This is a genomic window from Roseburia sp. AF15-21 (genome assembly GCF_003479505.1).
Lineage (GTDB): Bacteria > Bacillota > Clostridia > Lachnospirales > Lachnospiraceae > Roseburia_C > Roseburia_C amylophila.
Genome location: NZ_QUHG01000003.1, coordinates 82,811 through 107,841, shown reverse-complemented (window position 1 = coordinate 107,841; position 25,031 = coordinate 82,811). Strand labels below are relative to the sequence as shown.

Below are 25,031 nucleotides of genomic sequence, written 5' to 3'. Positions count from 1 at the left end.
TACACTCCCGTCCGCTCTTATTCTACGAATATCTTTCATAATCATTACCACCCGTCAATGATATGCCCCTTGTCAAGTAGACAGGTAAAATATCTAAAATTGGATGTGGATGATGCCTGCATTTCCTTTTGAAGTGCAGGCATTTTTCTATGCACACCATTTCTCTTTACATTTGCTTATTCGTTTGTTTTCAGGAATCGGGTATTCTGTGGGTACATCAGATGACAATGCTTCCTGGCGCACTTCTGATGGGGTTTTACAGCCATATCTGTCCTGTGGACGTTCTTCACTGTAAAAACGCAAATAATCTTTGATTGCATATCTTAGTGAAACCTCATCAATGATTTCGTACATCTGATACATTTCAGATTTTATAATTCCCCAGAAACCCTCTATCGGTCCATTGTCGATACAATGTCCAACTCTGGACATAGATTGCTCCATTTCCTGGTTTTCAAGTTTTTTCCTGAATGTCTTGCTGGTATACTGAAATCCCCAGTCCGAATGAAAAATCGGTTTGGCATCCGGATTTGCTGCGATTGCTTTATCAAATGTCTTAAATATTAATCTGTTGTCGTTTCTTGCACTTACAACATATGCTACAGGATATCTGTCATATAAATCTATAATGGCACTTAAATACAGTTTCTTTTTCTCTCCAGGTACTTTGAATTCCGTTACATCTGTAGTCCATTTTTGATTGGGAACAGTAGCATAGAAATCTCTTTGAAGTATATTTTCTGCCGTTTCATCAGGCTTGGCATAAATATATTTTTTCTTCTTTTTACGGATTACAGAATGGATTCCCAGCTTTTTCATAATTCTGTGGACTCTGTTTTTACTGTACGATGTATGATTGAAATGGTTGATCCAGGATGTCATTCGACGGTATCCTAAGATATGGCAAAAACGTTCATCGTATTCTTTGACAAGTTCCGCAAGTCTGATATTTTCAAGTTCCTCATACGGTATTTCACGATGTAACCATTCATAATAAGCAGCCCTTGATATCTCAAGCTGTCTGCACATCCATTCTATACTCCAGTTTTTCTTTGTATAAAAATATCGGATTGCTAAATATTTTGATTCATGGCGTAACTTTCCAAGCTTCACATCCCTTCGAATTCTTTCACTTTTTTTAACAGTTCAACTACCATATCCTTTTCTTCCAACTGACGCTTCAAACGCAGATTTTCACGCTTTAATCGTTCTAGTTCATCCACTTCGGCATCTGTTTTGTGACATCCTCTCCGATCCGTTAATCCATCTGCACCATCGGTGTCATATTTTTTTACCCAGGAATAAACCTGGCTATAAGAAACGTCAAATTTTGCAGCAGTGTTTTTATAGTTACGATTATGATTGATACAGTAATCAACGATTTCTTTCCGCTCTTCCAATGTTGTTTTTCTTCGTGCTTCTGCCATATAGACCTCCTGTTTCGGATTGTAATCCTTAAGCTCTCTATTGGCATTATACATTCTAATCCACTTTCTTAAAAGACCGGAAGAGATATCATATTTTATTCCTAAATCAATGGAAGAGCCGTCACCTCTTACATATTCCTCAACCACTTTCATTTTAAATTCTTTCGAATAAGACCCATTTCGCATTTTTTTGAAAAACCGGCAAGTCCATGTTTGCTATAAATCAAGGCCCAGTCCTGAATGGTTCTTGAAGAAATACATAGTTCTCCACATATCTGTATTCTAGATTTATTTCCTTCAAGATAATCTATAACAGCCTGTTCTTTTTCTTCCGGTGTAAACTTTGCTTTTCTGGACATGAAAAATACCTCCAAAGTAACAGATTTTTATATTTAATCTGTCTACTTTAGAGGTATCATATCACAATAGCAGGTGGTTTATTGTTTCGCACATCTCCATTTCTCCGTTGGGAGAAACTCCGATGCACTCAACAGGCTAAAGCCCATAAGAAAAAGCCCCATAAATGGCTTATTTACGCCATTTATGAAGCTCTGTTTTATATTCAGGCAACCCTCTTTATCCTCAAAAGGCAAAATCCTTTATCCTCACCTATTTTCTCTTTCAAGGCATCTTAGGACTTCCTTCAAGGTCTTGGCTTGCTCTCTCTTTCTTCTCTCTTATCTCTCGATATTCCTCTATTTTCAAGGCTTTCTCCATGGTTTTAAGTAAAAGAAAAAGACCTCATAGAACGGTTTTTCCGCTCTACAAGGTCTTTATTTTCTCGTTATTTTATTCATTCCCTAGGCTAAAGATTTTTGCCCCTTGAGGATAAAGGGCGTTGCTTTGGGATATGGAGAATTTGACCTTGTAAGGGTATTATAACGCTGCTTTTTCATGTTGTCAGCAAATATTCCAAGACATTATCAGCTCGTTCAAAATATTTCTTTCATATACTAAAATATCTACTATACTGTAATATGATATAGCTTCATTTTTCAAGCTTTGTTTCGAAAAAACATTACTCATAATCATAAATACAATACATATTAAAGTCATAAAAATAAGTTCTATTGTCGAAAAAAACTGTCCATTTGCTAAAGTTGTATCGATTTTTCCTAATATATAACCCCCAAATACAGATATAATAAGTTGCATCCACTCTTTTCCAATTATTCTAGCACTATTAATTGCTGGATTATTTATGGCATCAATTCTTTTTTCTATATATGCCTTTCTTTTTATAAAATCAGCTTTTTTCAAATTATGATACAAAAATCCATCATTTTTATTAAAACTGTTCTTAAAATAAAAATTGTCTATTACCTTCATTGCATTTTCAAATTGTGCTTCATGTTTTTCCAAATTTTCTTTCAATTCATTTTCAGTAATCTTTTTCCCTGTTTCAATAAGAGCTCCTACCTTATTTGCATTATCATACTTCTCTACTTGGTTCAAGACTTTATCAATACATTCAAATTCTTCTGCTAAAAATTCTTTCTTTATATATTCCTTTTTCTTTTCAACTATTCCCTGTTTTCGCTCTCTTCTATAAGTTATAAATGGAATTCCAAATATATACATAATAGACAAGCCGCCGAAAATAAATAACAGATTTAAATTATCACCCGTAATCAGATAACCGATTAACATAAGTATTGTTAAGCCTACCAAAAACTTCTCATACTCTTTTTCTTTCGAATATTGTTTCTTCACATAACACAAATAATCTATCATAAGTACCTCCATTTAGTCGCATGCAATAATATATCTATATAAATCAGCAACATCTATTTATCACTTAATCTATATCTGATTAAAAATATTCTAATATCCAGAAATAGGGAAAGCAACCTCAAATGCCTGCTGCATCTCTGCAACACTATGATATCTTTCATCTAAATTGGATGATATACCTTTCAGTACAAAATCCTTTACTTTTTGATTTTTAATATTTTCCAAATTATATCTTCCTGTCATCACATAATAGATAAGTCTTGTAAGCGCAAAAGTTTCATACTCCATATTGTAGTTTCCAAACCCTACAATTTGAAGGTTACTGTCATTTAGTGAACCCTTTATTTCACTACCGAAACTTGTCAAATCACTTTGTTTCATCTTAACTAAACCAAAATCAGAAATTTTTACTATCGTCAAATCATTTTCGTAGTGTTGTAACAGCACATTTGTAAAACTAATATCTCTATGTAGATACCCTTTTGAATGAATATAAGAGAATCCTTTGAAAATCTGCATCGCAATTCCTCGTCGTCTTTTTATTGTTAAGGTACTGTTATTTCTTTCTATGAATTTTTTTAGTGTCTCATCCGCATATTCCATATAATATTCATTTTTTTCTTCATCATATCTATGAACCTCCAATACATATGGCGATTTCAATTCATTCATGACATCAAATTCCCTTTTAAATCTCTCCAATTCTTTATCATTAAGGTCATTTTTTGCCCTTTTTAAAACGAAATATTTATTATAAAATTCATCTCTATATCTAAAAACTTTTGCATAGGAACCTTCGCCTATCATTTTAAGTTCAAAATTATTGTCATTATTTATTGAAGGAACAGTTATTATTTCTGACATATAAAAAATAGGGTCATACTCTATTATATTAAATTTCGGCAAATCATCAGGTATTTCACTTCCACCACTTTCTTGCAAAAAACCATTGCAAAATTTCAACATATTATCATACTTTTCTTCTAATTTGAAAGCTAAAGGCGTAGACTTAAGTACATATTCCATATCTTCATACAATTTAATCATTCTTAACAGTTCTCTGCTTTCAGTAGCATTATAATGTCCATTACTATTCTTTTTGGATTGCATAAAACTAAGCAAGCCATTAATACTTTGATGCATAACCGCAAAGAGATGTTTTAAATACGTGTTGCTTATATTTTTATATAGTTCCTCTGTTCTTAATACACCTTCCACTTGATTTTCTTCATATTTAGTTCTTAAGAAATAATCAATATCCATAAATATCTCCTCCTTTGCAATTTTTAGCTAACCCAAAATAAACTTTACAAATAAACAACATAATCTACATGACATATTTTTAAGCAACCATTTATCATCTCATTTCTAATATAAATTAGTCATGCATCGTCACTTAAAAATTCATTATTATCGACATTTTATGAATTAAATATGTCGTCTTTTTATCAGCATCTCCACTCGCTACTTCATACTTCTCTTCTATTCATCCTGCTCATATTCATAATTTTTTTCAAATTCTTCTGCTTGTATATCAAAATACTCATTCATCTGGATTTCTTGCAATAAATGATTATATCTTATAATATCCAATTCATCATCTGAGTTTTCTATAAGCTCTTTCAACACATCTTTTGCAACTTCTTCTCCTGGTCCTCTTGATATTCTCAAAAGTATATTCCACAATTTTTCAATATCTCCATATTTATCAATAAACATATAAAAGATACTGTTAATAATGGCACTATAACTTTCTTTATCTATTTTCTCTTTACTCTTAATTAACTTTTCATATTCAAGCAATTGTTCATCATAGCTTTGCATTGCCATTTCACTTGCAACAAAATTTTTCCTATTATACAAATTTATTGTATTAACAAATTTTATTGTAAGTGGGTCGCATGAAAAAGAATTGTCATAATCCTGATAAGCCCAGTATTCTTCATCAAACTGTTCAGGTTCTTGTAAACCATCGCATCTCATCAGTTTTCGAGCTATCTCTAATAGCTTTGTTATATACATAACAGCTAATCCATTTTTTTGCATTACATCAAATAGTGTTATAACTGCCTTTTGGGAATAAAAATATGTTAAATCTTCTTGGTCAATTTTAGATTTTATCTTTTCAATCAAACTTCTTGCTTCAAAGTGACTTAATCTATAAATGTTTTCCAATTGCATTGTATCCGACGTAATTTCAAATGCACTTCCCTCTATTTTTTCTCTTTTACTTTGCTGTTGAAATATAATAGTAGGATTATTTCCATATACTTTTTTAATCACAGTATCACTTTTTAATATCTTAACCAAATTAGCAATTTGCTGCCCTAATTGCTCCTTATTTCTATAGAAAATTACAGTTTTCAAATTTTCATGGTTAATAAATTCTCTTAATACATCACCATCTGTAACATCCAACGAATGACCAAAAATATATAATGTATTTTCTTCTTTTCTTCCTGCTTTTACACCTTCATCAATTTGTTGCAGCCACTTTTTATATTCATTTCCTGCCTTTTTATATATTCTCTGATAATACTTTTTAAAAGCGATAAACTCTACTTCATCACTTCTTCTGTCCTCTGAAAGATATTCATCAATTCCTAATACCATATTATTGCACTCTGCATTTTGTTGAATACAATTTTCAATTTCTTCTTTCGAGGCATCAGTTTTACCAGAAAAAAAATGAATGTTATTAGTTGCCATGCCATGTGCAAAAGAATACTCAATTTCTTTTCTGTTACAGGCATACAATTTTCTATATGTATCAGAATAATTAAAACTAAATACTTTACTAGGATGTACTTTTTCAATATCTGGATTGTAATATTTAAGTTCTTTATTTCCAACATAATCCCAAATATATATCTCTAATGCACCTATTAACTTATTTAAGTCACATAATAACTTAGGAATATATGCTTTTACATTTTCTACCTTCAATTCACTCTGATTTATAATATTAGCTAGTCTATTTTTATAATATTTTTCCAAATTTTCATTTTTGCTTTCCCCTGTTTCAATACTTTCATAATATTTTATCAATCCATCCGTAGCTTGAATCACGGATGATATTTCACTTTCAAAGTCAATCCAATTTTGCTTATTTGCCAAATGCTTCTTATATACTTTTTCAAAATGATTAATCCATACATTATTTTCCGTAAAAACATGTAGCGCTACAACTCTATCTTCACATTCAGTATTCTCAAAAATCATTTTCAAATAATCATCTTTTATATCATATAACCTTTGGGGTACACTATTTGCCGATGAATATGCATATTTAAATCTTGTGACAAATTCCAGAAACTGTGTATATTTAGTTGGTAATTCATGTTCCAAATCAAATCCATTCCCAATCATTAGTATCTTCATTTGAAATTATCTCCTTTATTTTGAGTTTCTAAATAAACTGGTAATCTTCTTACTCCATTATTTATCAACAACAAAAACCTCTCCTAGTAATAATTTTATTATATCATAGAAACTTTCTTAATGACGTTCACGCTCGAAATTTAGATTTTATCGAAACATGTTTTTACTGCATAGATGTCATATCGTATTCTTTTGTCTATACCACAATTCCAACACCAAAGCTTCTAAAGGAAAAATCAGATTGACTCACATATTCCCAAAAGTCATTTTTGAGTTGAATTTTAAACCAATACGTGATATATTAATAATACAAAAAGGGTGCCACCGATAGACGGCTGACCCATTAAATCAATTAACTAAAAATAGTCGCTCAACTTGCTAGGTCGGGGCGGCTATTTTTGTGTCTTATTATTATCCTTACCAAAGGAATACCCTAATCCAAAGCAGGTTAAGCCGAAGCTTACCACTGCGATAAAATCAACAATACTCATATGGCTTAGCCCTCCTTTCCAAGAAATCAATGACTTCTTTCGATTCCCTTGCGGGTTTCTATGTAATCGGAGGGTCACAGTCCCTCCGTAGAAGGCCAACCGCCTACCGTTATGGTGGCACCCAATGAAATTTTATCATAGCCCCTTGGCATTTTCAATGTAATATCACTCTAAATCGACAAGAATATGCATCAAGGATATTGCATATCTAAAGTCTGCTTGCCTGCTTTAAAACTTGGCTTCTATTACAACAGGGTTTCCTTCTTTATCTTTATAGTTACCGATAATGTCTACCAGCTTATCAAAATCACACATTCCATCTCTAATGTCATTATCATGTCTAAGCTCATCAATGGCTTCGGTCAACGTTTTCCAACTATATTCTTACTTATTATAGTATTTACAGCTTTCACCTGACTTGGAAATGGCTCATAGCTTTTAAATTTCCACACCTTTTCCTTGACCTCATATATTGCGGTGTTTGGCTTAGCATCTATAATTACAATCACCCACATGATTGCATTATATAGCTGTTTTGCAATTGGATTCCACTTCACTTCTTTGGATTCATTACCTCCAGAGGTCTTACTGCCTTTCTTCCCTGTTCCTCCCTCTCCATGCAAAGGATTAAACAATGGCAGTCCCTCATGATTTATTTTCTTAAGGAACTCTCTAGCTGCGGTCATCCCACATTGGATTATCTTTTTCTTGCCTAAGGATGAAAAGCTCCTCTACAACAACCACATGGCAGATGCCTTTGCTTGTGCTTTCTACCGCTTCTTTCAAAAGATGAAAGATGATTGCAAGGCACACAATATCCCTGTTCCAGATAAATATGCAAGAATGGATTGGAATTTTAAAAATTAAAGTTTCTTATAGCAAAGATTTCTCTACAACAACAATTACTTACACAATGAGTAAGAGTGTAGAAAATGGAGTATCAAGTAGTTTTCAAAATATGAAAGAGACCCTCTCCAAAGGTGGATGCTCCGAGTTTAGGCTAAAGAAATGTCCTTACAGACACCGCCTATCCTGTTGGCAGACAGGATAGGCATTTTTATTTTCGCCTGCTCTTCCTCGAAGAGCTTTTCTCTTTATCGAGAAAGGCAAGCAACGCTATAATCAAGCTACCAAAGGACATCAACAATGCTAATATCCCAATGAAAATCGAAATGATCTCATAAGCCGTCATCGGCGCTAAGCAAGCCCCCCAGACACTTAACGCCCTGTCATGGGTACTTTCCTTAAAGAGTACCCTAACATATATCATATGTTCTGCAAGAACAATTGTAATTTGAATCTTATTTTATAGACCTATCCCCTATAAATATTTTAATACATCAGATAAGTTATTAATTTCCATATCAGCTTTTTCACTCTCATCTGTTATATTCCACAAACTTCCTAATCCCTGTTTTACCCATATAGTTTTCATACCCAACTGTTTTGCGGGTACAATATCATTATCAATACGGTCACCAATCATGACTGCATTCTCTGGCTTACAACAGCTTCTTTCCAATGCAATTTCAAATATGCGCCTATCAGGTTTTGAAACGCCTTCTTCTGCTGATGCGATAATCAAATCAATATATTTTCGTACTCCAAGATTTTCTAATCTCTCAGAAGTTCCTAGTGATTGGTTTGCAATTACACCAATTTTATAAATTCTACTTAACTTTTTCAGACAATCTTTGGTATCTGTATACAGCCTTTCGTATTGCGATTCCCATTTAGGTAGTTTCACGCCCAATTGCCTTGCTACCTCTAAGTCTCCTTTTTTGTTTTCTTTATAAAACGACATGGCATATTTATAAATTTGCTCGTAAGTTAAACCTGATAAATCCGCTATCCTTTTCATCCTGTCTTCATAAACTTTGCTTTCATCAACCAATGTCGACCCAACATCAAAAAATAGCCATTTTATTTCGTCCTTTTTGGGGCAAAATCCTCTTTTTCTTGCTTCTTCCAGCAGTTTGGGTTGAATTTCTGGGTAAGTCCAATTAATCGGTAGTTCATCCATAATTGCTATTTTTTCAATTTCACTGTGAAGCTCTTTTTCAAATGTATGTATATCTGAGAAGAATAATTTTCCAAAAGTCTCCATTCCATCGAAATTATCTGGTGCAGTCACAGAATATATACAAATTGGAGTAATATCAAAAGTTATTGCTCCTGTTTCTTCATATAGTTCTCGTTTGGCTGTTTCAAGAATATCCTCACCATCTTCTCTATGCCCTCCCGGCACTTCATATGTATCTCTTTCTTTATGCTTGCAAAATACCCACTTGCCGTTACTCTGTGAGATAATCACTGCAAATTTCAATAGTTCATCATTAACCGTATCATAAAATTTTACTTCCACCATATTTCCTCTCCATGTACATATCTATAATATTTCATTTTCAATAAAACCCGCAATACCATCTTCATCATTTGAACCAATTACAATATCAGCTCTCTCTTTTACCTCATCAATCGCATTCCCCATTGCAACACCTGTTCCACATAATTCAAGCATTCCGATATCTGCATAATCATCTCCAAATGCAATAATTGAATCTGTACTAAATCCACATACTTCCGTAATCTTCATAATTGCGTTTTCTTTCGTCACATTCTTTTTTGTAAACTTGTACCAAAATCCATCAGAGAAACGAATACAATCACAATCAGAGAGACTTCGAGTCAGCTTATCTGCCTTATCTTGATTAAATATCTCAACACACATTTTTAATGAACATTCGTTAAAATCTGAAAAATCTGTATAAATACTATCTCCCCAACTCTTATCTAACTTCTTAGGATCTATTTTATAATTCCAATAATGTGCATCTATTGTGTCTATCGTAATTTCGCAATCATTTCCACAAATATTTCTTGCCATGTCAATCATCACATTCGTTTCTTCTTCGGAAAATTCTGCCCTATAAATATATTCTGTTTTGTATTTTACTAATGCACCTCCACTCGATATTAAAATATCGGGCATCAATTCATTTAAAAATACCAAAGAGTTTTGCTCACTTCTGGAGGTGGAAACACCTATCAATATATCATTTCCCCTGCATTTTTTTAGAGCTGATAATGTTCTGGTTGATATTGTTTTGTCACTCTGTAATAAAGTTCCGTCTAAATCAAATAAAAGAAGTTTGCATTTCTTCATATCATTTTTTCCTTTTCATTCTTCTGAATAATTACATTTGCATCAATTACTCTCCCCACAAATAGAGCCAAACTAGAGCCATTTGATAAAACAAATGCCGGAAGCCCGCATAAATACAGGCTTTCGGCATTTTAATCCGTTATTCGAACTCAATCGTTCCAGGTGGCTTACTCGTCAGATCATAGAATACACGGTTTACCCCGCGTACCTCGTTGATGATTCGGCTCATTACTGTTTGCAGTACTGCAAATGGAATCTCTGCGCTTTCGGCGGTCATGAAATCGACGGTATTTACGGCGCGCAGTGCAACTGCGTAGTCGTAGGTTCTCTCGTCGCCCATTACTCCAACGGAACGCATATTGGTCAGGGCTGCGAAATACTGGTTCGGCATCCAGGATGGAGCTTCGCCATTTTCTTTCTTGTAAGCAGCTACTGCCTTGTCCACTTCTTCCCGGTAGATGGCATCGGCATCCTGTACGATGCGGACTTTCTCAGCATTGACTTCACCGATGATTCGGATACCAAGACCCGGGCCCGGGAATGGCTGACGGAATACCAGATGCTCCGGAATTCCAAGTTCAAGACCGGCTTTACGAACCTCATCTTTGAAGAGGTTACGCAATGGCTCGATGATTTCCTTGAAATCAACATATTCCGGAAGACCACCTACGTTATGGTGGGATTTGATGACAGCGGATTCTCCGCCAAGACCACTTTCTACCACATCTGGATAAATGGTTCCCTGTGCCAGGAAATCAACGGCTCCGATTTTCTTTGCTTCTTCTTCAAAGACACGGATAAATTCTTCACCGATAATTTTACGTTTTGCTTCCGGCTCTGTTACTCCGGCAAGCTTGTTATAGTAACGCTCCTGGGCATTTACACGGATGAAGTTTAAGTCAAACTGACCGTTCGGTCCGAATACATTTTCCACTTCATCTCCCTCGTCTTTACGAAGAAGGCCATGGTCAACAAATACGCAGGTAAGCTGCTTTCCGATTGCTCTGGATAAAAGACCTGCTGCCACAGAAGAATCCACTCCACCGGACAATGCCAGAAGCACTCTTCCGTTACCGACTTTTTCACGGATTTCCTTGATGGTATTTTCCACAAAGGAATCCATTCTCCATGTTCCGGCACAGCCACAGACACCACGCACGAAGTTGTGGAGCATCTTGGTTCCCTCTTTGGTATGGAGTACCTCCGGGTGAAACTGGATGGCATAGAGATTTTTTTCACGGTTTTCTGCGGCTGCCACCGGGCAGTCTGCAGTATGTGCTACGATTTCAAAACCAGGTGCTGTCTTTGAAATATAATCAAAATGGCTCATCCAGCAAATGGTCTTTTCTTCTACATTCTGGAATAATGGTGAATTCTTATCTACCATTACTTCTGTCTTACCATATTCGCGAACCGGTGCTTTTTCTACCTTGCCACCCAGCACATGCATCATGAGCTGTGCGCCGTAACAAAGTCCCAGAACCGGGATACCAAGTTCAAAAAGCTCTTTGCTGTAAGTCGGTGAATCTGCCTCATAACAACTATTTGGACCTCCGGTCAGGATAATTCCCTTCGGGTTCATCGCTTTGATTGTCTCGATATCCGTGCGGTAAGAATATATTTCACAATATACATTGCATTCACGGACACGTCTTGCAACCAGCTGGTTGTACTGTCCGCCAAAATCAATGACAATAACTTTTTCCTTATCCATGGACGTTTTTCCTCCTAATTTTTGCTGAGACTCGCCCAGCGTCTAAATTTTATTATAGTTGAGCCACCCTGGAAAGACAAGCCCTATTTTGTTTTCGCAAGATATTCTGAGTTGTTATTTAGGGCAGCACATAATTCTTTATTATATGGAAATACTCCCTGTATGCGTAAAGATTATCTGATTAAATCCATCACACAATATATTTTCTTTTTCTTTCTGGGAGCATTCCTTGGATACCTGTGGGAAGTGCTGCTTTTTTATGTACAGGATGGGGTTTTCTGTAACCGTGGCTTTCTCTATGGTCCATGGCTTCCGGTCTATGGTGTGGGGGCTGTCCTGATGCTGCTTATTTTAAGACGCTTTCAGAAGCATCCGGTCAAAGTCTTTTTTCTTGCGGTGCTTCTCGGCTCTTTCGTAGAACTTTTTATCGGATGGTTCCTCGCCCAAGTTTTCCACCTGCGTTACTGGGATTATCACGATTATCCACTGCAGCTTGGCGGTTATATCTGTCTTTATTCTGCACTGGGATTCGGCATCGCCGGTGTGCTCTGGGTCTGCGTGTTTGCGCGGATTGCCTCCCATTTATGGAAAAAAATGCCAGTACCCCTACAACGCATTTTTCTTACGCTGCTGATACTGGCATTTCTTTTTGATTGCGCCGCCGCACTGATTTTTCCCAACGCCGGGCACAATATTACGTTTTCTTTGTTTCAAACATATCAACCCGTCACATGTTGATGAAGATATTTTTCTCTCGTTGCCAGTCCCCCACGGATATGACGCTCCGACTTATTGACATCCAGCACTTTCCTTGCTTCCCGCGCCAGGGTCGGATTCACCTGGGATAAACGTTCTGTTACGTCCTTATGTACCGTGCTCTTACTGATTCCAAACTGCTTTGCGGTCTGACGCACTGTCGCATTGTTATCTATAATGTATTTGGCTATTTCTACGGCTCTTTCTTCTATATAGCTTTTCAAAGAAAATCCCCTGCAATACTTGTTTTTACATTGTATGCAGAGGATTTGCTTTTATGAAAAACTCTCTTCTTTTTTTGTTATATCTGCATCATTTTTCCGGCAAATACTTCAACAATTCTTCCACCAGCCCATATGCTTTTTTCCTGGTACTATTTTTGTTGGTGTTTTACCTATAATCCCTTTACTATATCTTATGTACACTATTTTTCCAGATACACTGTAAAAATACACATTTTTTATCTAATTACAATTTCAATGTTGCCAATATAATTTTTCTAATTTTCCAAACATTATCTTTAGTTATTGCAATACTGTATCACCCAAATAATTCTCACTTAATTCCTTTATTAATAATAGAAATATTTGTTTTTTATATCCTATACACTATTCTTTAGCAAATCATACAAATTCAATATTGTGCCTTCTTAATTATATATATTTTGATATACTCTAACCTTTATGATACAATTATCTCAAAATATATGTAGGGGGATTCAAATGATATATACTATTAATACTCGCAGTTCCATATTATATCCACTAATCAAATCATATTTTAAACTATCTGAAACTAAAATCTATAATATATTAAATCAAGAATTTGAAGCTATGAAAAAACATCTAAAAAATAAAGGAATAAATTACGAAGATTTAAAGCGAGCATTAATTCCTAATCAAGATAAAGATAATAATGAAGTTTGCTTTGTTTTTGACTCTACTTTAATAGAAAATTCTATGTATGGATATGAAATTTTTAACAAAATTATCCAATTACAAGATCAACAAAGTACCTATAGTATTTTAGCCGGCGATTACACAGATATTCTTAACGAAATTCCAAATTCTCAATTAATTCTTCGCGAAACTTTATTAAATTCATTAACAAAATGTAATAATTCATTTTATCAGAATAGTAGTCAATACTATCTAGTATATATTAATAGTATTACTGCCTCTCAAATGGATACTATAATCAATGGATTACAAAAATATAATTGGTTTTATGGATACGCCATTATAAACTATCATTCAAAATTCAAATCCTATTTATCTCATATCCTTATGAATATTTGTATAAAGGCAAAAAACACCATAATTTTAAGTCATCCCACTGATTATGAAGATTCAGAAAATATTAATATACTTGGATATCCTTTTGAACAGAATTTATTTAATATAATCAGTATCAATGAAGAAAGTTTTTCCACCTTTCTAAGTTATAAAATAGAATCCCTCATTCCTGATAAGGATGATATAGGCTTTTCTTTTAATGCTTTATTTCCAAAATTTGATTCATTAGAGAAACTCTCTTTAAATATTTCAGATGGCAAATGGGGCTACTTAAGCAACAATACCACTGGCAAAGGCGGCATCCTAAACTCATTATCTTTTGATACCATCAGCAAATGTGATTTTACAAAAGAAATTTATAAATTAATATGTAGCAATTATATTTATAAAATAAATAAAAATGAATACAATGATTATATGTTCAATGTATGTATTGAACTCCCAACAAAGAAAAATAACCTCAGAAAAACAACCGTTAGTTTAAAGTATCATCCTGATTCCGGAATAATTGATATTATAACTATAACCTAATGGTCAAAAACTATCATTCTTTCTGGTTTAGAATTTATTTTTATAACATCTGTCCCTCTACCCTTGAAAATCTTTTTTACAGATATCAGATGCTAAAAAGATGCATATAAAAGATCCCAGATTATATCTGTCATCCCTTATATGCATCGTAATTTTCATCTATATTCTATTTCATATAACCCTTTTTCCCTGTGAATACTACTGCCGCTCCGCATAATGCCAAGAGTGCAAGCAGATATCCAACCGGTGATTCATCGCCCGTTTTCAATGCTTTTGTTTTCTGTGCTGTGGTCTGCTCAGTATTTGGAGTGCTATTTCCACTTGTTGCATCAGCTTTCTTCGCAACGGTAAATTCGGCGGTTGCTTTCTTTTCTTCTCCACTGATAGAAGACACAATCGCAACCGTATGCTTTCCGGTAGCAAGGCTTTCTAAGTATTCTGCAGTAAAGGTGACAATGGTAGAGCCTTCTGTTACCGTATAATTTTTCGCATCTACTACGGTGCCATCCACTTCTACACGAACAAAACTGCTGATACCGGCGTCACTGCGGAAGCGAAGCGTTGCACCGCTGTCCTTTGTCCATTCTCCACCGGCGCCTTCAATAATGACCGGTGCTGCCGGTTTATAATCTGGATTCTTCTCGTTACAGCCTTCTCTTCTGCAGGTTTCTGCGTTGTTACTAAAATCATGTCCTAACGGATTTCCGCTGGTAAATGTCTCCGTTCCCTTTGCCCCACACAGCTTGCAGGATTTGTAGTAAACTGCCGGTGCCGTACAGGTTGCTGCTGTTTTCAGATAGAAATCTGATACTGTTTCCACCCATTCACCATGCTTGCATGTAATTGTAAATTCTTTTGTTGCTTTCGTATCTGTTCCAACTGTAATCTGTGCCTTATAACTGCCCGGTAACTTTGGTGCACCTCCAACGGCTTCTGCTCCGCTGTTGTCACTGTTGGTCTTTGTGTCTGTTCCACTCAGATAATATACGATTTCCGGAACCGGAAGATTAAGTCTCTTCCAGTCTTCGGATGTTGTTATATTGGCAGCTTTTGCTGTTCCATCATAGTCTGTATTCTCAGCTGATAAGGATAACCATAAAGATGCATCTTTCTCATTGCAATCTCCCAATCCACTACAGGTGGCAAGAATACGGCTTCCATCTTTGCCTTCATCCACTGCATAACTCCATGTGTGACTGTGTTTCCACTCACCAATCAGGAGTGTTTTGGCAGATTTTTGACCTACTCCAATATAACCTCTCCAAACTTGTGGCGTATCTGTCAATTCCGAAATATCTGCCATCATAGCTGTAGAACCTTTCATTGACATAGCATCTCCAACTGTAATGCATGCATCACTTTTTCCATATCCATCTGATGTAAAAATGGCACCCCAGCCAAGTCCATCTGCAGTCGCATAAAGGGAACCATTTGGACTATTCTCAATACTTACACTTCCACATCCAAAAATTGCAAAATCACCATAGGTTCTAGATTCTTCTTTTATGCTGACCAGCTCATTGTTTCCAACCAGTGTAATATGAATGTTATCTACATAGCTTAATACATTATAAGAATAAGATTTTAATTTTAAATTAGAAAATGTCACCTTTGAAAAACTGTCAAGTGGGGGTTCATTATATTCTCCCAGCTCAATAATATCTGATGTGGGCTCCGCATTTTCATCCATTGCAATCGTAATGTCATCCGTCAGAATGATAAGCGAATTTCTATTTCCAAATCCATATTTTCCATAGGTATAATCGACTCCTTCTACAATCGTCCCCGAATCCCTTGACAACGTAAATGGTCCTGCCTGTACTGAATTTGTAGCTGCCTTTGTCTCAATTGTCATTCCCTGCATAAGACCTGCCATCATCATCAACGCAAGTAACAAGGAAAATAAACTTTTCTTCTTTTGTTTCATGTACATCCTTCCCTTCTTAAAATCACCTTTTTTTCTTTCTTTTTTCACTTTTCACACTCTCAATGCTGTGTTACAATTACACTGTTATTTTACACCGCACATCAATGTACGATGCAATCATTTTACAAATTTTGCCGATATTTGAGAAAAGAAATATGATATGGAAATTTTTGAAGAGTTAAAGAGTGTTGCTTTGTCTTAAAATACCACAGTTCTAAAATACATGTTTTGCTTTTCTTTATGAAAGCCCGTCTTTCCAATGTTTGACAGTCTGCACCGGCTGTCCGCCTGCATACAGATACATAAACAAGCCTGTTAGGAGGTCTTGGCATTCTGTTATGCAACCGGCAATGCAGGCACAGGGATGTGCCTGCAAGGCGCAGTTGAATATGGATATGAATTTGCGCCGGTTGCCGGAATCATAAACTTATTTGCCAGAATGTCTAGACCTCCTTACGGGTTTGTGGAAGTATCTGTCGCAGACGGACAACCGGTGCAGCCGGTCAAAGCAACGGAAAGACAGCTTATGACCAAGCAAAACATGCACTTAAGAACTGTTGGCATTTTAAGGCAATAAGCAAACCGACTTTATTTCTTCAAAAATTTCTAAATCCATTCTTTTCACAATCACCGAATAAATAAAAAGGGGGAAACATTTTGAAAGAACTGTTTTCAATTGGAGATGCCGCAGACTTTGTGGGCATCACAAGAAGAATTATTTTAAATTATGAAGCTCATGGACTGGTTTTTCCGGATGTAAAAGAAGACCCATCCGGCAATCGTTACTATACCATTGATACACTGACGAAGATTCGAACCATCCGCTCGCTGCAGAATCTTGGCCTGTCACTGGATGAAATCCATGGCTACTTCGACAACTCCAACGACCTTTTATCCATGGTTCGAAGGCTGGAAGCTTTGCGGGATGAATTAAATGCCAATATCAAAGCCTTATACGAAAGAATCAATCAGGGATTTGAATCAATGGAAATCATTACAATTCCACCACAGACGGTGTACTGCCGCAAAATAGAAAGTGACAGCATCGCAGAAAAGACGAATCTTTTAAGAGAGGTTGCATTGGAAGCACTGCAGAACTATGGGCCGGCACATACCGGGCAGATTTATTTTACGGAAGCTCCCATTACGGATGCAAAGGATATGTCCTTTTTTGCTGTTGTCCCGGCAGGAAGCAAGGGTGAGCACATTTTAAATCTCCCTGCCCAGAAAGCAGTCTGCCTCTATCATCATGGAGCGTATGAAGAATTTCCATCGGTTCATGATACCCTGCTTTCCTATGCCAGAGAACAAAAACTTACACCGGTTGGTATCTTCCGTCACTGTTACTTAGAGGGACCGCCACAACATAAAGATAAAAGTAAATTTATTACCCAGGTACTGCTTCCGCTAGCATGTTCTAAATGACATGTATCCGGCTCCACCTGCCGCTTAGATACCGGACGCTGAATGCGATAGCACGAAGCGTCCAATCGGCAAACATGCCAATCCACACCGCCATTGGTCCGAAACCACAGCTGCGGATCAGATATACACACAGTGCCACACGGCAGAACCACATAGTAAGACTGGATAAAATCATGGAGAATTTCACATCTCCGGCAGCACGCATGCCATAAGCCGGGATAAATGCCAGCACCCATACAATCGGTTTTACAATCGTAATTGCTATTATCATTTCCATGCAGAGGGAGGCACTTTCTGCTTCCATTCCAGCTAAAAATGTAACCGGCTTTGTCAATAAAAATACCACTGCACAGGAAATCAGAATAACAATTTCTGCATAGCCGCAGAGTTTCACCATATAATAACGCGCCTCTTCCACTTTTCCGGCTCCAATACATTGTCCTACTACTGTCATCAGGCCGATTCCGATTCCAATGGCTCCGATTCCATTTAAATTTTCCAGTATAATAGTCATTGCCTGCGCGGCAATGGCTGCCGTTCCAAGGGTTGATACGCTGGACTGGATTGCCAGCTTTCCGAACTGGAACATTCCGTTTTCAATTCCGGATGGAATTCCGATAGAAAGAATTTTTCCAATCAATGGGAAATTGGGACGGATCTTAAGATAATGATTTACCACAATCACCTGATCCGGTTTCCGCAGATTCCAGAAAATGACTACTGCACAAAAGATTCTGGAAAATAATGTAGAAAGGGCTGCTCCTTCCACCCCCATCTGAAATCCAAAGATAAGCACTGCATTTCCGGCAATGTTGAGTCCATTGGAAAGGACAGAAATCATCATTGGAAAACGACTGTTTCCTGCTGCCCGGTAAAAAGCTCCACCGGCATCAAAAAGTGCAATGAACGGAAATGAAATTGCAGTCAGCAGGAAGTAAATCATGGAATTATCCATAACAGCCTCTTCTACCTGGCCAAAAATCAGATGCAGCAGTGGTCCACGAAATATAATACAAAATATAGACAATACCGTAGAAATCGTCAGTACGCTTAAAGTTACCTGTCTTGCAGCCTCATTGCTGGACTCCCTGTCTCCCCTTCCAAGATACTGGGAACAGATAATTGCTGCTCCTGCTCCTAATGCCGTAAATACCTGTATGACCAGTACATTGATGGAATCCACCAGTGATACCGCAGAGATTGCCGCACTTCCCACATTGCTTACCATCATGGTATCCGCCATTCCCATAAAGGAATTCAAAAGCTGCTCTACCATAATCGGCAGAAGCAGCGTAATAAGTTGCTTATTGGAAAACATCATATGTTCCCGGTCTAATTTTGTTGCATCATATAATCTTATCTTTCGCATTTTTATTTCACTTCTTACTCTTTTACTACCGGTGTAAAATCCTCTGTATCACCGCAGAAGAAGCCTCCTGCACCGGCGATGATTTTCTGCATGATTTTTTGCATAAATGCATAGTTTTCTGTGTCAATTGTGACAGCAAAAAGAGCATGAATGTCATGCTCTTTTAAATAAGCATTGGCATATTCATCCTTTAAATTGACTGCAATCTCCTCGATATCCATGGAATGATGCTCCGGAACCTCCACCTCTAATACTCCCGCCTCTTTCCAGATTTCTGTTTCGATGCCATCCATTCCCTCTAATGCATTTTCAATCTCTGCTACTGTGATGGAATTTGGATTCATATAAAGCCACTCTTTGGTAACGGTGGCTGTGCCTGCTTTCTTTTCTCTTATTTTCTTTAACTTTGATTTATTCTTCATATCCGCTCCTGTTTGTGTTTATGGATATGTTCATCTTAGCACAAACATGGACTTCTGTCTCCCTACTTTTTTACTTCTCCATCCATAAAATATAAACGGGATGCAAAATCCGGGTAGTGCCTTACCTTATCATTGTATCCGGTTCCGCCAAATGCCGGACTGACATGAACGCCGCCATACATTAAGGTATCTCCATATGCATGGAAGTCTTCCGTCTCGCCATCCATTTTTACCAATTTCGAAAACACCTGATGGGTCAGGGAATCCTGTCTGATATGAACCGGTGAAACCGTATTTACCAGATCACCGAATTCTTTGATATTATATTTTAATTTCCGATTGTAGAAATGGTAACGGACATCCGGCAGCAATCCCTTCGGATAATAGGTCTGCTGCTGCATATTCGGCACCACCAATTTCTGCATCAGCATACCCACTGCCTTCGTGCCATCTTCCGATACGCAGGTCCATTCCATCTGATTACCGGCTTCATCCGCTAAAACGCTGCCGCCCATTCCACTCTGTGTTCCGTCGTAAAAGCTTCTGCCCCGGTAAAAGGTTCCCTGCTGCAATACCTTCCGCCATTTCTTATATAATGCAATCTGCTCCTTCATGGCTTCCTTTTCTTCTTTTTTCATATCGCAGAGATTGCATTCATAGCCAAAGCTTCCAAAGCATGCCACCTGGAATCGTGTCTCTAACGGTGTATTCCGCAGTGTCTGGTGATTCGGACAGGCGGACACATGAGCACTGACCGCCGACAATGGATAACCGTAACTATAATTTTCTTCTATCTCCGCCCGGCACAATGCATCCGTATCATCACTGCCCCAGATCTGCGGAAAATAACATAAAATTCCAAGGTCAAAACGGTTGCCGCCTGCCGCACAGCCTTCAAATAAAATCTCCGGAAACCGTTCCGTCAGTTCCTTCATACACCGGTATAATCCTAACACATAACGGTGTGCCACTTCTCCCTGCCGTTCCGGTGGAAGTGCTGTGGAATAATAATCACTGAAGGTCCGGTTCATGTCCCATTTCACATAGGAAATGTCTGCTGAAGAAAAGACTTTGCTCATGCTCTCAATAATATAATCCTGTACCTCTCTTCTTCCCAAATCTAAAATCCGCTGGTTTCTTCCTTCCGAATGAGGCTGCCCCGGAATCTCAATCGTCCAGTCCGGATGAGCCACATAAAGTTTGCTTTTCACATTGACCATTTCCGGCTCCACCCAGATTCCAAACTGCAGTCCCAGTCCATGAATCTTATCAGATAAGCCCTTAAGACCGCCCGGCAGTTTCTTCGTATTTGCTTCCCAGTCTCCTAAGGAACTGCTGTCATCCATCCGCTCGCCAAACCAGCCGTCATCCATTACAAATAATTCTATGCCAACTTCTTTTGCTTCCTTTGCCAGCTTCAGTAACTTCTTCTCACTGATGTCAAAATAGGAAGCCTCCCAACTGTTAAGCAGTATCGGCCGCTCCTTCTTCTGCCAGGTTCCACGGATAATATGCTCCCGGATAAAATGATGCAGCCTCTGGCTCATCTGGTTAAATCCGTTTTCTGCATATGCCATCACTGCCTCCGGTGCCTGAAAGCTTTCTTCCGGCACCACTTCATAGGAAAATGCCTGTGGATTGATTCCTGTCACCAGACGCATTTTGCCAAAGCTGTTTACTTCTGTTGCTTCATAGTGATTACCGGAATAGATAAGGTGAAAACCAAAGCATTCCCCGGCATCCTCTGTAGTCTTCGGCCGGCTTAGCATCACAAAGGAATTGGCCCGGCTGGAGGTTGTTCCGGTATAGGAAGCATTTACTAATTTTCCTGCTATTACCGGCATATCACTCCGCTTCATTTCTCTTGCCCAGGCTCCATGAAATGTAGTAAATGCATAATCATGCCCATCAAAGTCAAGCTGCAGGCTCATCAGCCGTTTCAACTGCACAGCTTTCTTTCCGTTATTATAGAATTTCGCACTGCGGCTGATGATGTCACAGGATGGATAGACATAATAATACAATTCCAGTGCCAGCTCATTTCCTTCGTCCGCAAGCCGGATACAAAGCTGTTCCACTTCCTCTTCGCTGCCATAGGAACCCGGCAGTTCCGCAAAGGCTTCCTTACCTTTGGTTATCTCTGCTTCCCTGTATACAAAATCTACCGTATTGCTTCCATTGGCATTCACCACTTCCACAAAAGGCTCTCTTATATCTCCTTTTCCATAGGAGGACATTTCAAGGCGCATATCCTCTAAGGAATATGCTTTCTGCTCTTCGTTATACAGATTCACATTACCCGGTGCAAAGACATGCTTTTCCACCAGCGGCTGCATATCTGCTTCGTCCTCGATATGAAGCTTTCTGCCATAATAAAGATGTTCCAGTTGTCCGGTAGGAAGTACCCGGAAGCAATAGGTGGTATGGTCGGTATCCAGAATAAAATACTTCTTTTCCTTACGAATCATTGATAATTTTCCTTCCCTTTCATCCTGCTTTTTCTGTTTGCTATTTTTACATGCTGTCTGTTTAAACTTCCTTCGCCTTAATCTGCTCTGTGATTTCCTGTACTTTTTCTTCTGTCAGGATAAATTTCTTACGGAATACCAGCACTGCAATCAGTAAGCCGATAATCGGAATTCCTGCCATTGTCATGCGGAGTCCTAAAAGGGAGCTGCCGGATGCGACAGCTGCGGCTGCTGTTTCTGCAGTATCATTACTTAAGTGGCAGAGATTTAAGCAGATAGAAGCTGCCAGTGCGGCTACTCCGGATGCCAGTTTTACTACAAAGGTCTGCATGGAGAAGATAACGCTCTCGTCTCTCCGGTTATTTTTCAGTTCGCCATAGTCCACGGTATTTGCAAGAAATACGGTGGTAAGTACCGTCAGCATTCCAAAGGCTGTAAAGATAAAGAATGACGGAATAAATAATAACAATAAGTTTGACATATTTGTCAGTGTCAGTATAAATAATACACCATAACCTGCGATTGCCATAACAAAGCTTACATAAAATACCTTCAAGACACTTAAGAATTTACGCAGCAGTGGGAAGAATATCATCATGGAAATAATCTGGATTCCACCACCAAAGGTATTGAATAAAGTATAGCTGTTATACCACGCGTCCCCGCCAAAATCATATTTGAAAAAATAAATCAAAAGGTTTGAAGTAATATAAAGAGAGCAGTTAATCAGCACTATCGTAATAACAACGGTCATTGCCTGGTCATTCTGTAACAATGCCTTAAACATCTGTCCCACTGACGGAGAGTCCACATTTACGGTGGATTTTTCTTTGATGCTCATACAGGTAATGGTGATAAAAATCACAAATAACACTGCAATGATTAATGCAAACCATTTGAAACCGGCACGTTCATTGCCCTGCCCTAATAAAACCACACATTTTACCGTGATAATCGTAATCAGTGCAGAGCCCACGCCTGCACAGGATCGGGCAAGGGTAGAAAGTCCCTCTCTTTCTTTGCCGCCTTCGGTAAATGCCGGAATCATGGACCAGAATGGAATATCCATCATGGTATAAGTAACACCCCACAGCACATAGGTTACTGCTGCATAGGCAACCAGTCCACCGCCATCTAATGCAGGTGGTGCCGCAAACATCAGATATAAAATTACTGCATTGGTTATGGTTCCAATCAGAAGCCACGGACGGAACTTACCCCAGCGGGTTCTCGTCTTGGCTACGATAATTCCCATAACCGGGTCATTGAATGCGTCAAATACTCTTGCTGCCATCAGGATAATTCCCATTGCAATGGCACTGACATTCAAAATATCCTGATAGTAATATAAAATGTAACTTGCAGAAAGCATGTATACCATGTCTTTGCCAACTGCACCAAGGCCATATGCCACTTTTTCTCTTGTTGTTAATCTCATTGTCCTTCTCCTCCTTTTCGTAAGCCCATTGCCAGTTCCACTACTTTGTATGCGCCATCGTAAATTGCCTGTTTCTTATTTTCCATAATTGCTTCACACATATCGGTAAGCAGATGGTCTGAGCTTTGGAATAATTCCAACATCTGCAAGGTATGTGGAATATCACGGCATTCCAGGGTACCGTCCCCAATCTCTGCGGAATGGATGGCACCCCACTGTTCATGACCACCCACTCTTTTGATAAAGAGCTTCGGCACCGGATAAAATGCCAGTTCGCTTGGCTTTGTCACCAACACATCACAGCTTCGCATCAAAAGATTCGTGCAGTACACTGCTTCGAAAATATTCTTATGATAGAAGCCATGGACTCTGGTTACTTCCCCATCCAGTGCTGCTTCGGCAAACTGCTTTGTATTCTCCCAGTCATCAAAATGCTCCGTTGCTGCATTTTTAAGTCCCGGAATTTCCTGTAATAATTCTTCCCAGACATTCCGGTAATCTCCCACATTGACATAAAGTGCTGCCCTGCCTTCCCGGATTGCCGGCAGCAGATATCTGATAATAGCCGCAAAAATTTCTCTCTGGGCTCCTGCTCCGCCGATGGTTAATAAGAAACGCATCGGTTTCTTCTCCTGCTTTCTTTTAATTCTCGCTTCGCAGTCTGCTTCAATATTGCTTACCAGCTCATGGTCAATATAATGTCCCGTGTATATAAGATCTTTTTCCGGCATAGGATTTAAGACATCTTTTCCCTGCATGCCATTTAAAATCCGATAGCCCTGATACGCATAATGAGTCTGAACTGTATGAAGGCTTCCTTCGGATAAATGCAATGCCATCGGCCAGTTATCCGGAATCGCATTGACTACATATTTCATGCCGGCATGTATAGCTGCCTGTGCCGGCCACACATGGGTTGCTACCACCGGAATTTCCTTTGGTACATTCCGGTAAACCGGAGCCATAAGCTCTGCATTTTTCTGGTCAGAAGCATTATAGGAAAGCTTCCGGAACCCTTCATAATTCATTGGCTCCCACACCAGTTTATTAAAGAGCTTACTCTTACCAGAAAGTCTAGAACCCAGAGAATACAAATCATTCTGTGCGCCAATGACCTTCGTGCAGGTAGTCCTAGGATAGGAATTTAAGTCCATCCAGTATGGTGTGTAGCCCATGGATTTTGCTGCGGATGCAATTGCCATGGAAATCCGGTAATGTCCAAATCCCATACGGATATTTCCTACGATGATTCCTTTTTCTTTGTCAAATTCCAGTTTTGAAGCCTCTTTCTGCTCTGGCAGCAGCACATCCACAACGCCAAGGGAATCTCCGATATGTGCATTTTCTTTTAACACCACCGGATAATCCATCTTACTGTCATCCCCGAATTTCTTTTGAAACTTCTTCTTACTCTTTACCGCTTTCCGGTACACCTTCTGCGGCATTTTGTTTCCGAAGATTTCCCTTGATTTCTCCTTCATAGATAC

General features: G+C 38.1%; 22 protein-coding genes. 5 read left to right on the top strand and 17 right to left on the bottom strand.

Features of this window, described 5'->3' with window-relative positions; all coding sequences use genetic code 11:
* Positions 1–147: 147 nt before the first annotated feature.
* From DWW33_RS05785 to DWW33_RS05760, 7 genes are all read right to left on the bottom strand, one after another.
* Positions 148–1,113 (bottom strand): IS3 family transposase, encoded by a 966-nt coding sequence (locus tag DWW33_RS05785; protein WP_158577459.1) that lies wholly within the window; start codon positions 1,111–1,113, stop codon positions 148–150.
* Positions 1,110–1,580, bottom strand: coding sequence for a helix-turn-helix domain-containing protein (locus DWW33_RS05780; RefSeq protein WP_330419805.1), 471 nt, complete (start codon positions 1,578–1,580; stop codon positions 1,110–1,112). Before DWW33_RS05780 ends, DWW33_RS05785 begins: the two co-directional genes overlap by 4 nt.
* The gene (locus DWW33_RS16210) at positions 1,577–1,786 is read right to left on the bottom strand and encodes a transposase (protein ID WP_330419804.1); all 210 of its coding nucleotides are present in this window, start codon (positions 1,784–1,786) and stop codon (positions 1,577–1,579) included. Before DWW33_RS16210 ends, DWW33_RS05780 begins: the two co-directional genes overlap by 4 nt.
* A 541-nt stretch (positions 1,787–2,327) precedes the next feature.
* Positions 2,328–3,161, bottom strand: a complete 834-nt coding sequence (locus tag DWW33_RS05775) for a hypothetical protein (RefSeq protein ID WP_118639042.1) — start codon at positions 3,159–3,161, stop codon at positions 2,328–2,330.
* Positions 3,162–3,251: 90 nt separating this feature from the next.
* Complete coding sequence (locus tag DWW33_RS05770) at positions 3,252–4,424, bottom strand: protein kinase domain-containing protein (protein ID WP_243088549.1); 1,173 nt, start codon at positions 4,422–4,424, stop codon at positions 3,252–3,254.
* Positions 4,425–4,643: 219 nt separating this feature from the next.
* Positions 4,644–6,542 carry an AbiH family protein gene (locus DWW33_RS05765; RefSeq protein ID WP_118639041.1) on the bottom strand — a complete coding sequence of 633 codons (1,899 nt, stop codon included), beginning with the start codon at positions 6,540–6,542 and terminating at the stop codon, positions 4,644–4,646.
* Positions 6,543–7,395: 853 nt separating this feature from the next.
* Entirely contained in the window at positions 7,396–7,719 is a 324-nt protein-coding gene (locus DWW33_RS05760; RefSeq protein WP_199650743.1) for a hypothetical protein, read from the bottom strand.
* 22 nt (positions 7,720–7,741) lie between these two features.
* On the opposite strand from DWW33_RS05760, the gene DWW33_RS15650 reads away from it, so the two are divergent.
* The gene (locus DWW33_RS15650; protein WP_158577458.1) at positions 7,742–7,900 is read left to right on the top strand and encodes a hypothetical protein; all 159 of its coding nucleotides are present in this window, start codon (positions 7,742–7,744) and stop codon (positions 7,898–7,900) included.
* A gap of 454 nt (positions 7,901–8,354) precedes the next feature.
* Here DWW33_RS15650 and DWW33_RS05750 read toward each other — a convergent pair whose 3' ends face one another.
* The 3 genes from DWW33_RS05750 to guaA form a co-directional block, all read right to left on the bottom strand.
* Positions 8,355–9,401 carry an HAD-IA family hydrolase gene (locus tag DWW33_RS05750; RefSeq protein ID WP_118639039.1) on the bottom strand — a complete coding sequence of 349 codons (1,047 nt, stop codon included), beginning with the start codon at positions 9,399–9,401 and terminating at the stop codon, positions 8,355–8,357.
* A gap of 21 nt (positions 9,402–9,422) precedes the next feature.
* Positions 9,423–10,199 carry a Cof-type HAD-IIB family hydrolase gene (locus DWW33_RS05745; protein WP_117946275.1) on the bottom strand — a complete coding sequence of 259 codons (777 nt, stop codon included), beginning with the start codon at positions 10,197–10,199 and terminating at the stop codon, positions 9,423–9,425.
* 139 nt (positions 10,200–10,338) lie between these two features.
* Entirely contained in the window at positions 10,339–11,913 is a 1,575-nt protein-coding gene (guaA, locus tag DWW33_RS05740) for a glutamine-hydrolyzing GMP synthase (RefSeq protein ID WP_118639038.1), read from the bottom strand.
* A gap of 162 nt (positions 11,914–12,075) precedes the next feature.
* Between guaA and DWW33_RS05735 the strand changes: the two genes are divergently transcribed.
* The gene (locus tag DWW33_RS05735; protein WP_118542424.1) at positions 12,076–12,651 is read left to right on the top strand and encodes a putative ABC transporter permease; all 576 of its coding nucleotides are present in this window, start codon (positions 12,076–12,078) and stop codon (positions 12,649–12,651) included.
* On the opposite strand, the gene spoIIID is transcribed toward DWW33_RS05735, so the two are convergent.
* Positions 12,633–12,893 carry a sporulation transcriptional regulator SpoIIID gene (gene spoIIID / locus DWW33_RS05730; protein WP_022242357.1) on the bottom strand — a complete coding sequence of 87 codons (261 nt, stop codon included), beginning with the start codon at positions 12,891–12,893 and terminating at the stop codon, positions 12,633–12,635. The genes DWW33_RS05735 and spoIIID overlap by 19 nt on opposite strands.
* A gap of 498 nt (positions 12,894–13,391) precedes the next feature.
* On the opposite strand from spoIIID, the gene DWW33_RS05725 reads away from it, so the two are divergent.
* Positions 13,392–14,495 (top strand): hypothetical protein, encoded by a 1,104-nt coding sequence (locus tag DWW33_RS05725; protein ID WP_118173066.1) that lies wholly within the window; start codon positions 13,392–13,394, stop codon positions 14,493–14,495.
* 166 nt (positions 14,496–14,661) lie between these two features.
* On the opposite strand, the gene DWW33_RS05720 is transcribed toward DWW33_RS05725, so the two are convergent.
* Entirely contained in the window at positions 14,662–16,422 is a 1,761-nt protein-coding gene (locus DWW33_RS05720; protein WP_147404703.1) for a hypothetical protein, read from the bottom strand.
* A gap of 325 nt (positions 16,423–16,747) precedes the next feature.
* Here DWW33_RS05720 and DWW33_RS05715 point away from each other — a divergent pair, with 325 nt between their 5' ends.
* Together DWW33_RS05715 and DWW33_RS05710 are read left to right on the top strand one after the other, a co-directional pair.
* Positions 16,748–16,999 (top strand): hypothetical protein, encoded by a 252-nt coding sequence (locus DWW33_RS05715; RefSeq protein ID WP_117698839.1) that lies wholly within the window; start codon positions 16,748–16,750, stop codon positions 16,997–16,999.
* Between the two features lie 80 nt (positions 17,000–17,079).
* Positions 17,080–17,847: a MerR family transcriptional regulator gene (locus DWW33_RS05710; RefSeq protein ID WP_158564708.1), complete on the top strand. Its 768-nt coding sequence runs from the start codon at positions 17,080–17,082 to the stop codon at positions 17,845–17,847.
* Here DWW33_RS05710 and DWW33_RS05705 read toward each other — a convergent pair.
* The 5 genes from DWW33_RS05705 to DWW33_RS05685 all read right to left on the bottom strand — a co-directional run bounded on the left by DWW33_RS05705 (position 17,840) and on the right by DWW33_RS05685 (position 25,025).
* Positions 17,840–19,216, bottom strand: coding sequence for an MATE family efflux transporter (locus DWW33_RS05705; RefSeq protein WP_242995112.1), 1,377 nt, complete (start codon positions 19,214–19,216; stop codon positions 17,840–17,842). The two genes, DWW33_RS05710 and DWW33_RS05705, sit on opposite strands and share 8 nt — an antisense overlap.
* 14 nt (positions 19,217–19,230) lie before the next feature.
* Positions 19,231–19,638, bottom strand: coding sequence for a hypothetical protein (locus tag DWW33_RS05700; RefSeq protein ID WP_118639036.1), 408 nt, complete (start codon positions 19,636–19,638; stop codon positions 19,231–19,233).
* 62 nt (positions 19,639–19,700) lie between these two features.
* A complete protein-coding gene (locus DWW33_RS05695) occupies positions 19,701–22,106 on the bottom strand; it encodes an alpha-galactosidase (protein WP_118639035.1) in 2,406 nt (801 codons plus the stop codon).
* Positions 22,107–22,167: 61 nt separating this feature from the next.
* Positions 22,168–23,544 (bottom strand): glycoside-pentoside-hexuronide (GPH):cation symporter, encoded by a 1,377-nt coding sequence (locus tag DWW33_RS05690; protein WP_118639034.1) that lies wholly within the window; start codon positions 23,542–23,544, stop codon positions 22,168–22,170.
* A complete protein-coding gene (locus DWW33_RS05685) occupies positions 23,541–25,025 on the bottom strand; it encodes a DUF6937 domain-containing protein (protein ID WP_118639033.1) in 1,485 nt (494 codons plus the stop codon). Before DWW33_RS05685 ends, DWW33_RS05690 begins: the two co-directional genes overlap by 4 nt.
* Positions 25,026–25,031: the final 6 nt, after the last annotated feature.

What these genes read in the sequence shown, in the direction of transcription:
- DWW33_RS05780 (WP_330419805.1), bottom strand. Translation starts at nt 1,580, where the DNA reads ATGAAAGTGGTTGAGGAATATGTAAGAGGTGACGGCTCTTCCATTGAT.
- DWW33_RS16210 (WP_330419804.1), bottom strand. Translation starts at nt 1,786, where the DNA reads ATGTCCAGAAAAGCAAAGTTTACACCGGAAGAAAAAGAACAGGCTGTT.
- DWW33_RS05775 (WP_118639042.1), bottom strand. Translation starts at nt 3,161, where the DNA reads ATGATAGATTATTTGTGTTATGTGAAGAAACAATATTCGAAAGAAAAA.
- DWW33_RS05770 (WP_243088549.1), bottom strand. Translation starts at nt 4,424, where the DNA reads ATGGATATTGATTATTTCTTAAGAACTAAATATGAAGAAAATCAAGTG.
- DWW33_RS05765 (WP_118639041.1), bottom strand. Translation starts at nt 6,542, where the DNA reads ATGAAGATACTAATGATTGGGAATGGATTTGATTTGGAACATGAATTA.
- DWW33_RS05760 (WP_199650743.1), bottom strand. Translation starts at nt 7,719, where the DNA reads ATGACCGCAGCTAGAGAGTTCCTTAAGAAAATAAATCATGAGGGACTG.
- DWW33_RS05750 (WP_118639039.1), bottom strand. Translation starts at nt 9,401, where the DNA reads ATGGTGGAAGTAAAATTTTATGATACGGTTAATGATGAACTATTGAAA.
- DWW33_RS05745 (WP_117946275.1), bottom strand. Translation starts at nt 10,199, where the DNA reads ATGAAGAAATGCAAACTTCTTTTATTTGATTTAGACGGAACTTTATTA.
- guaA (WP_118639038.1), bottom strand. Translation starts at nt 11,913, where the DNA reads ATGGATAAGGAAAAAGTTATTGTCATTGATTTTGGCGGACAGTACAAC.
- DWW33_RS05735 (WP_118542424.1), top strand. Translation starts at nt 12,076, where the DNA reads ATGCGTAAAGATTATCTGATTAAATCCATCACACAATATATTTTCTTT.
- DWW33_RS05725 (WP_118173066.1), top strand. Translation starts at nt 13,392, where the DNA reads ATGATATATACTATTAATACTCGCAGTTCCATATTATATCCACTAATC.
- DWW33_RS05720 (WP_147404703.1), bottom strand. Translation starts at nt 16,422, where the DNA reads ATGAAACAAAAGAAGAAAAGTTTATTTTCCTTGTTACTTGCGTTGATG.
- DWW33_RS05705 (WP_242995112.1), bottom strand. Translation starts at nt 19,216, where the DNA reads ATGCGAAAGATAAGATTATATGATGCAACAAAATTAGACCGGGAACAT.
- DWW33_RS05700 (WP_118639036.1), bottom strand. Translation starts at nt 19,638, where the DNA reads ATGAAGAATAAATCAAAGTTAAAGAAAATAAGAGAAAAGAAAGCAGGC.
- DWW33_RS05695 (WP_118639035.1), bottom strand. Translation starts at nt 22,106, where the DNA reads ATGATTCGTAAGGAAAAGAAGTATTTTATTCTGGATACCGACCATACC.
- DWW33_RS05690 (WP_118639034.1), bottom strand. Translation starts at nt 23,544, where the DNA reads ATGAGATTAACAACAAGAGAAAAAGTGGCATATGGCCTTGGTGCAGTT.
- DWW33_RS05685 (WP_118639033.1), bottom strand. Translation starts at nt 25,025, where the DNA reads ATGAAGGAGAAATCAAGGGAAATCTTCGGAAACAAAATGCCGCAGAAG.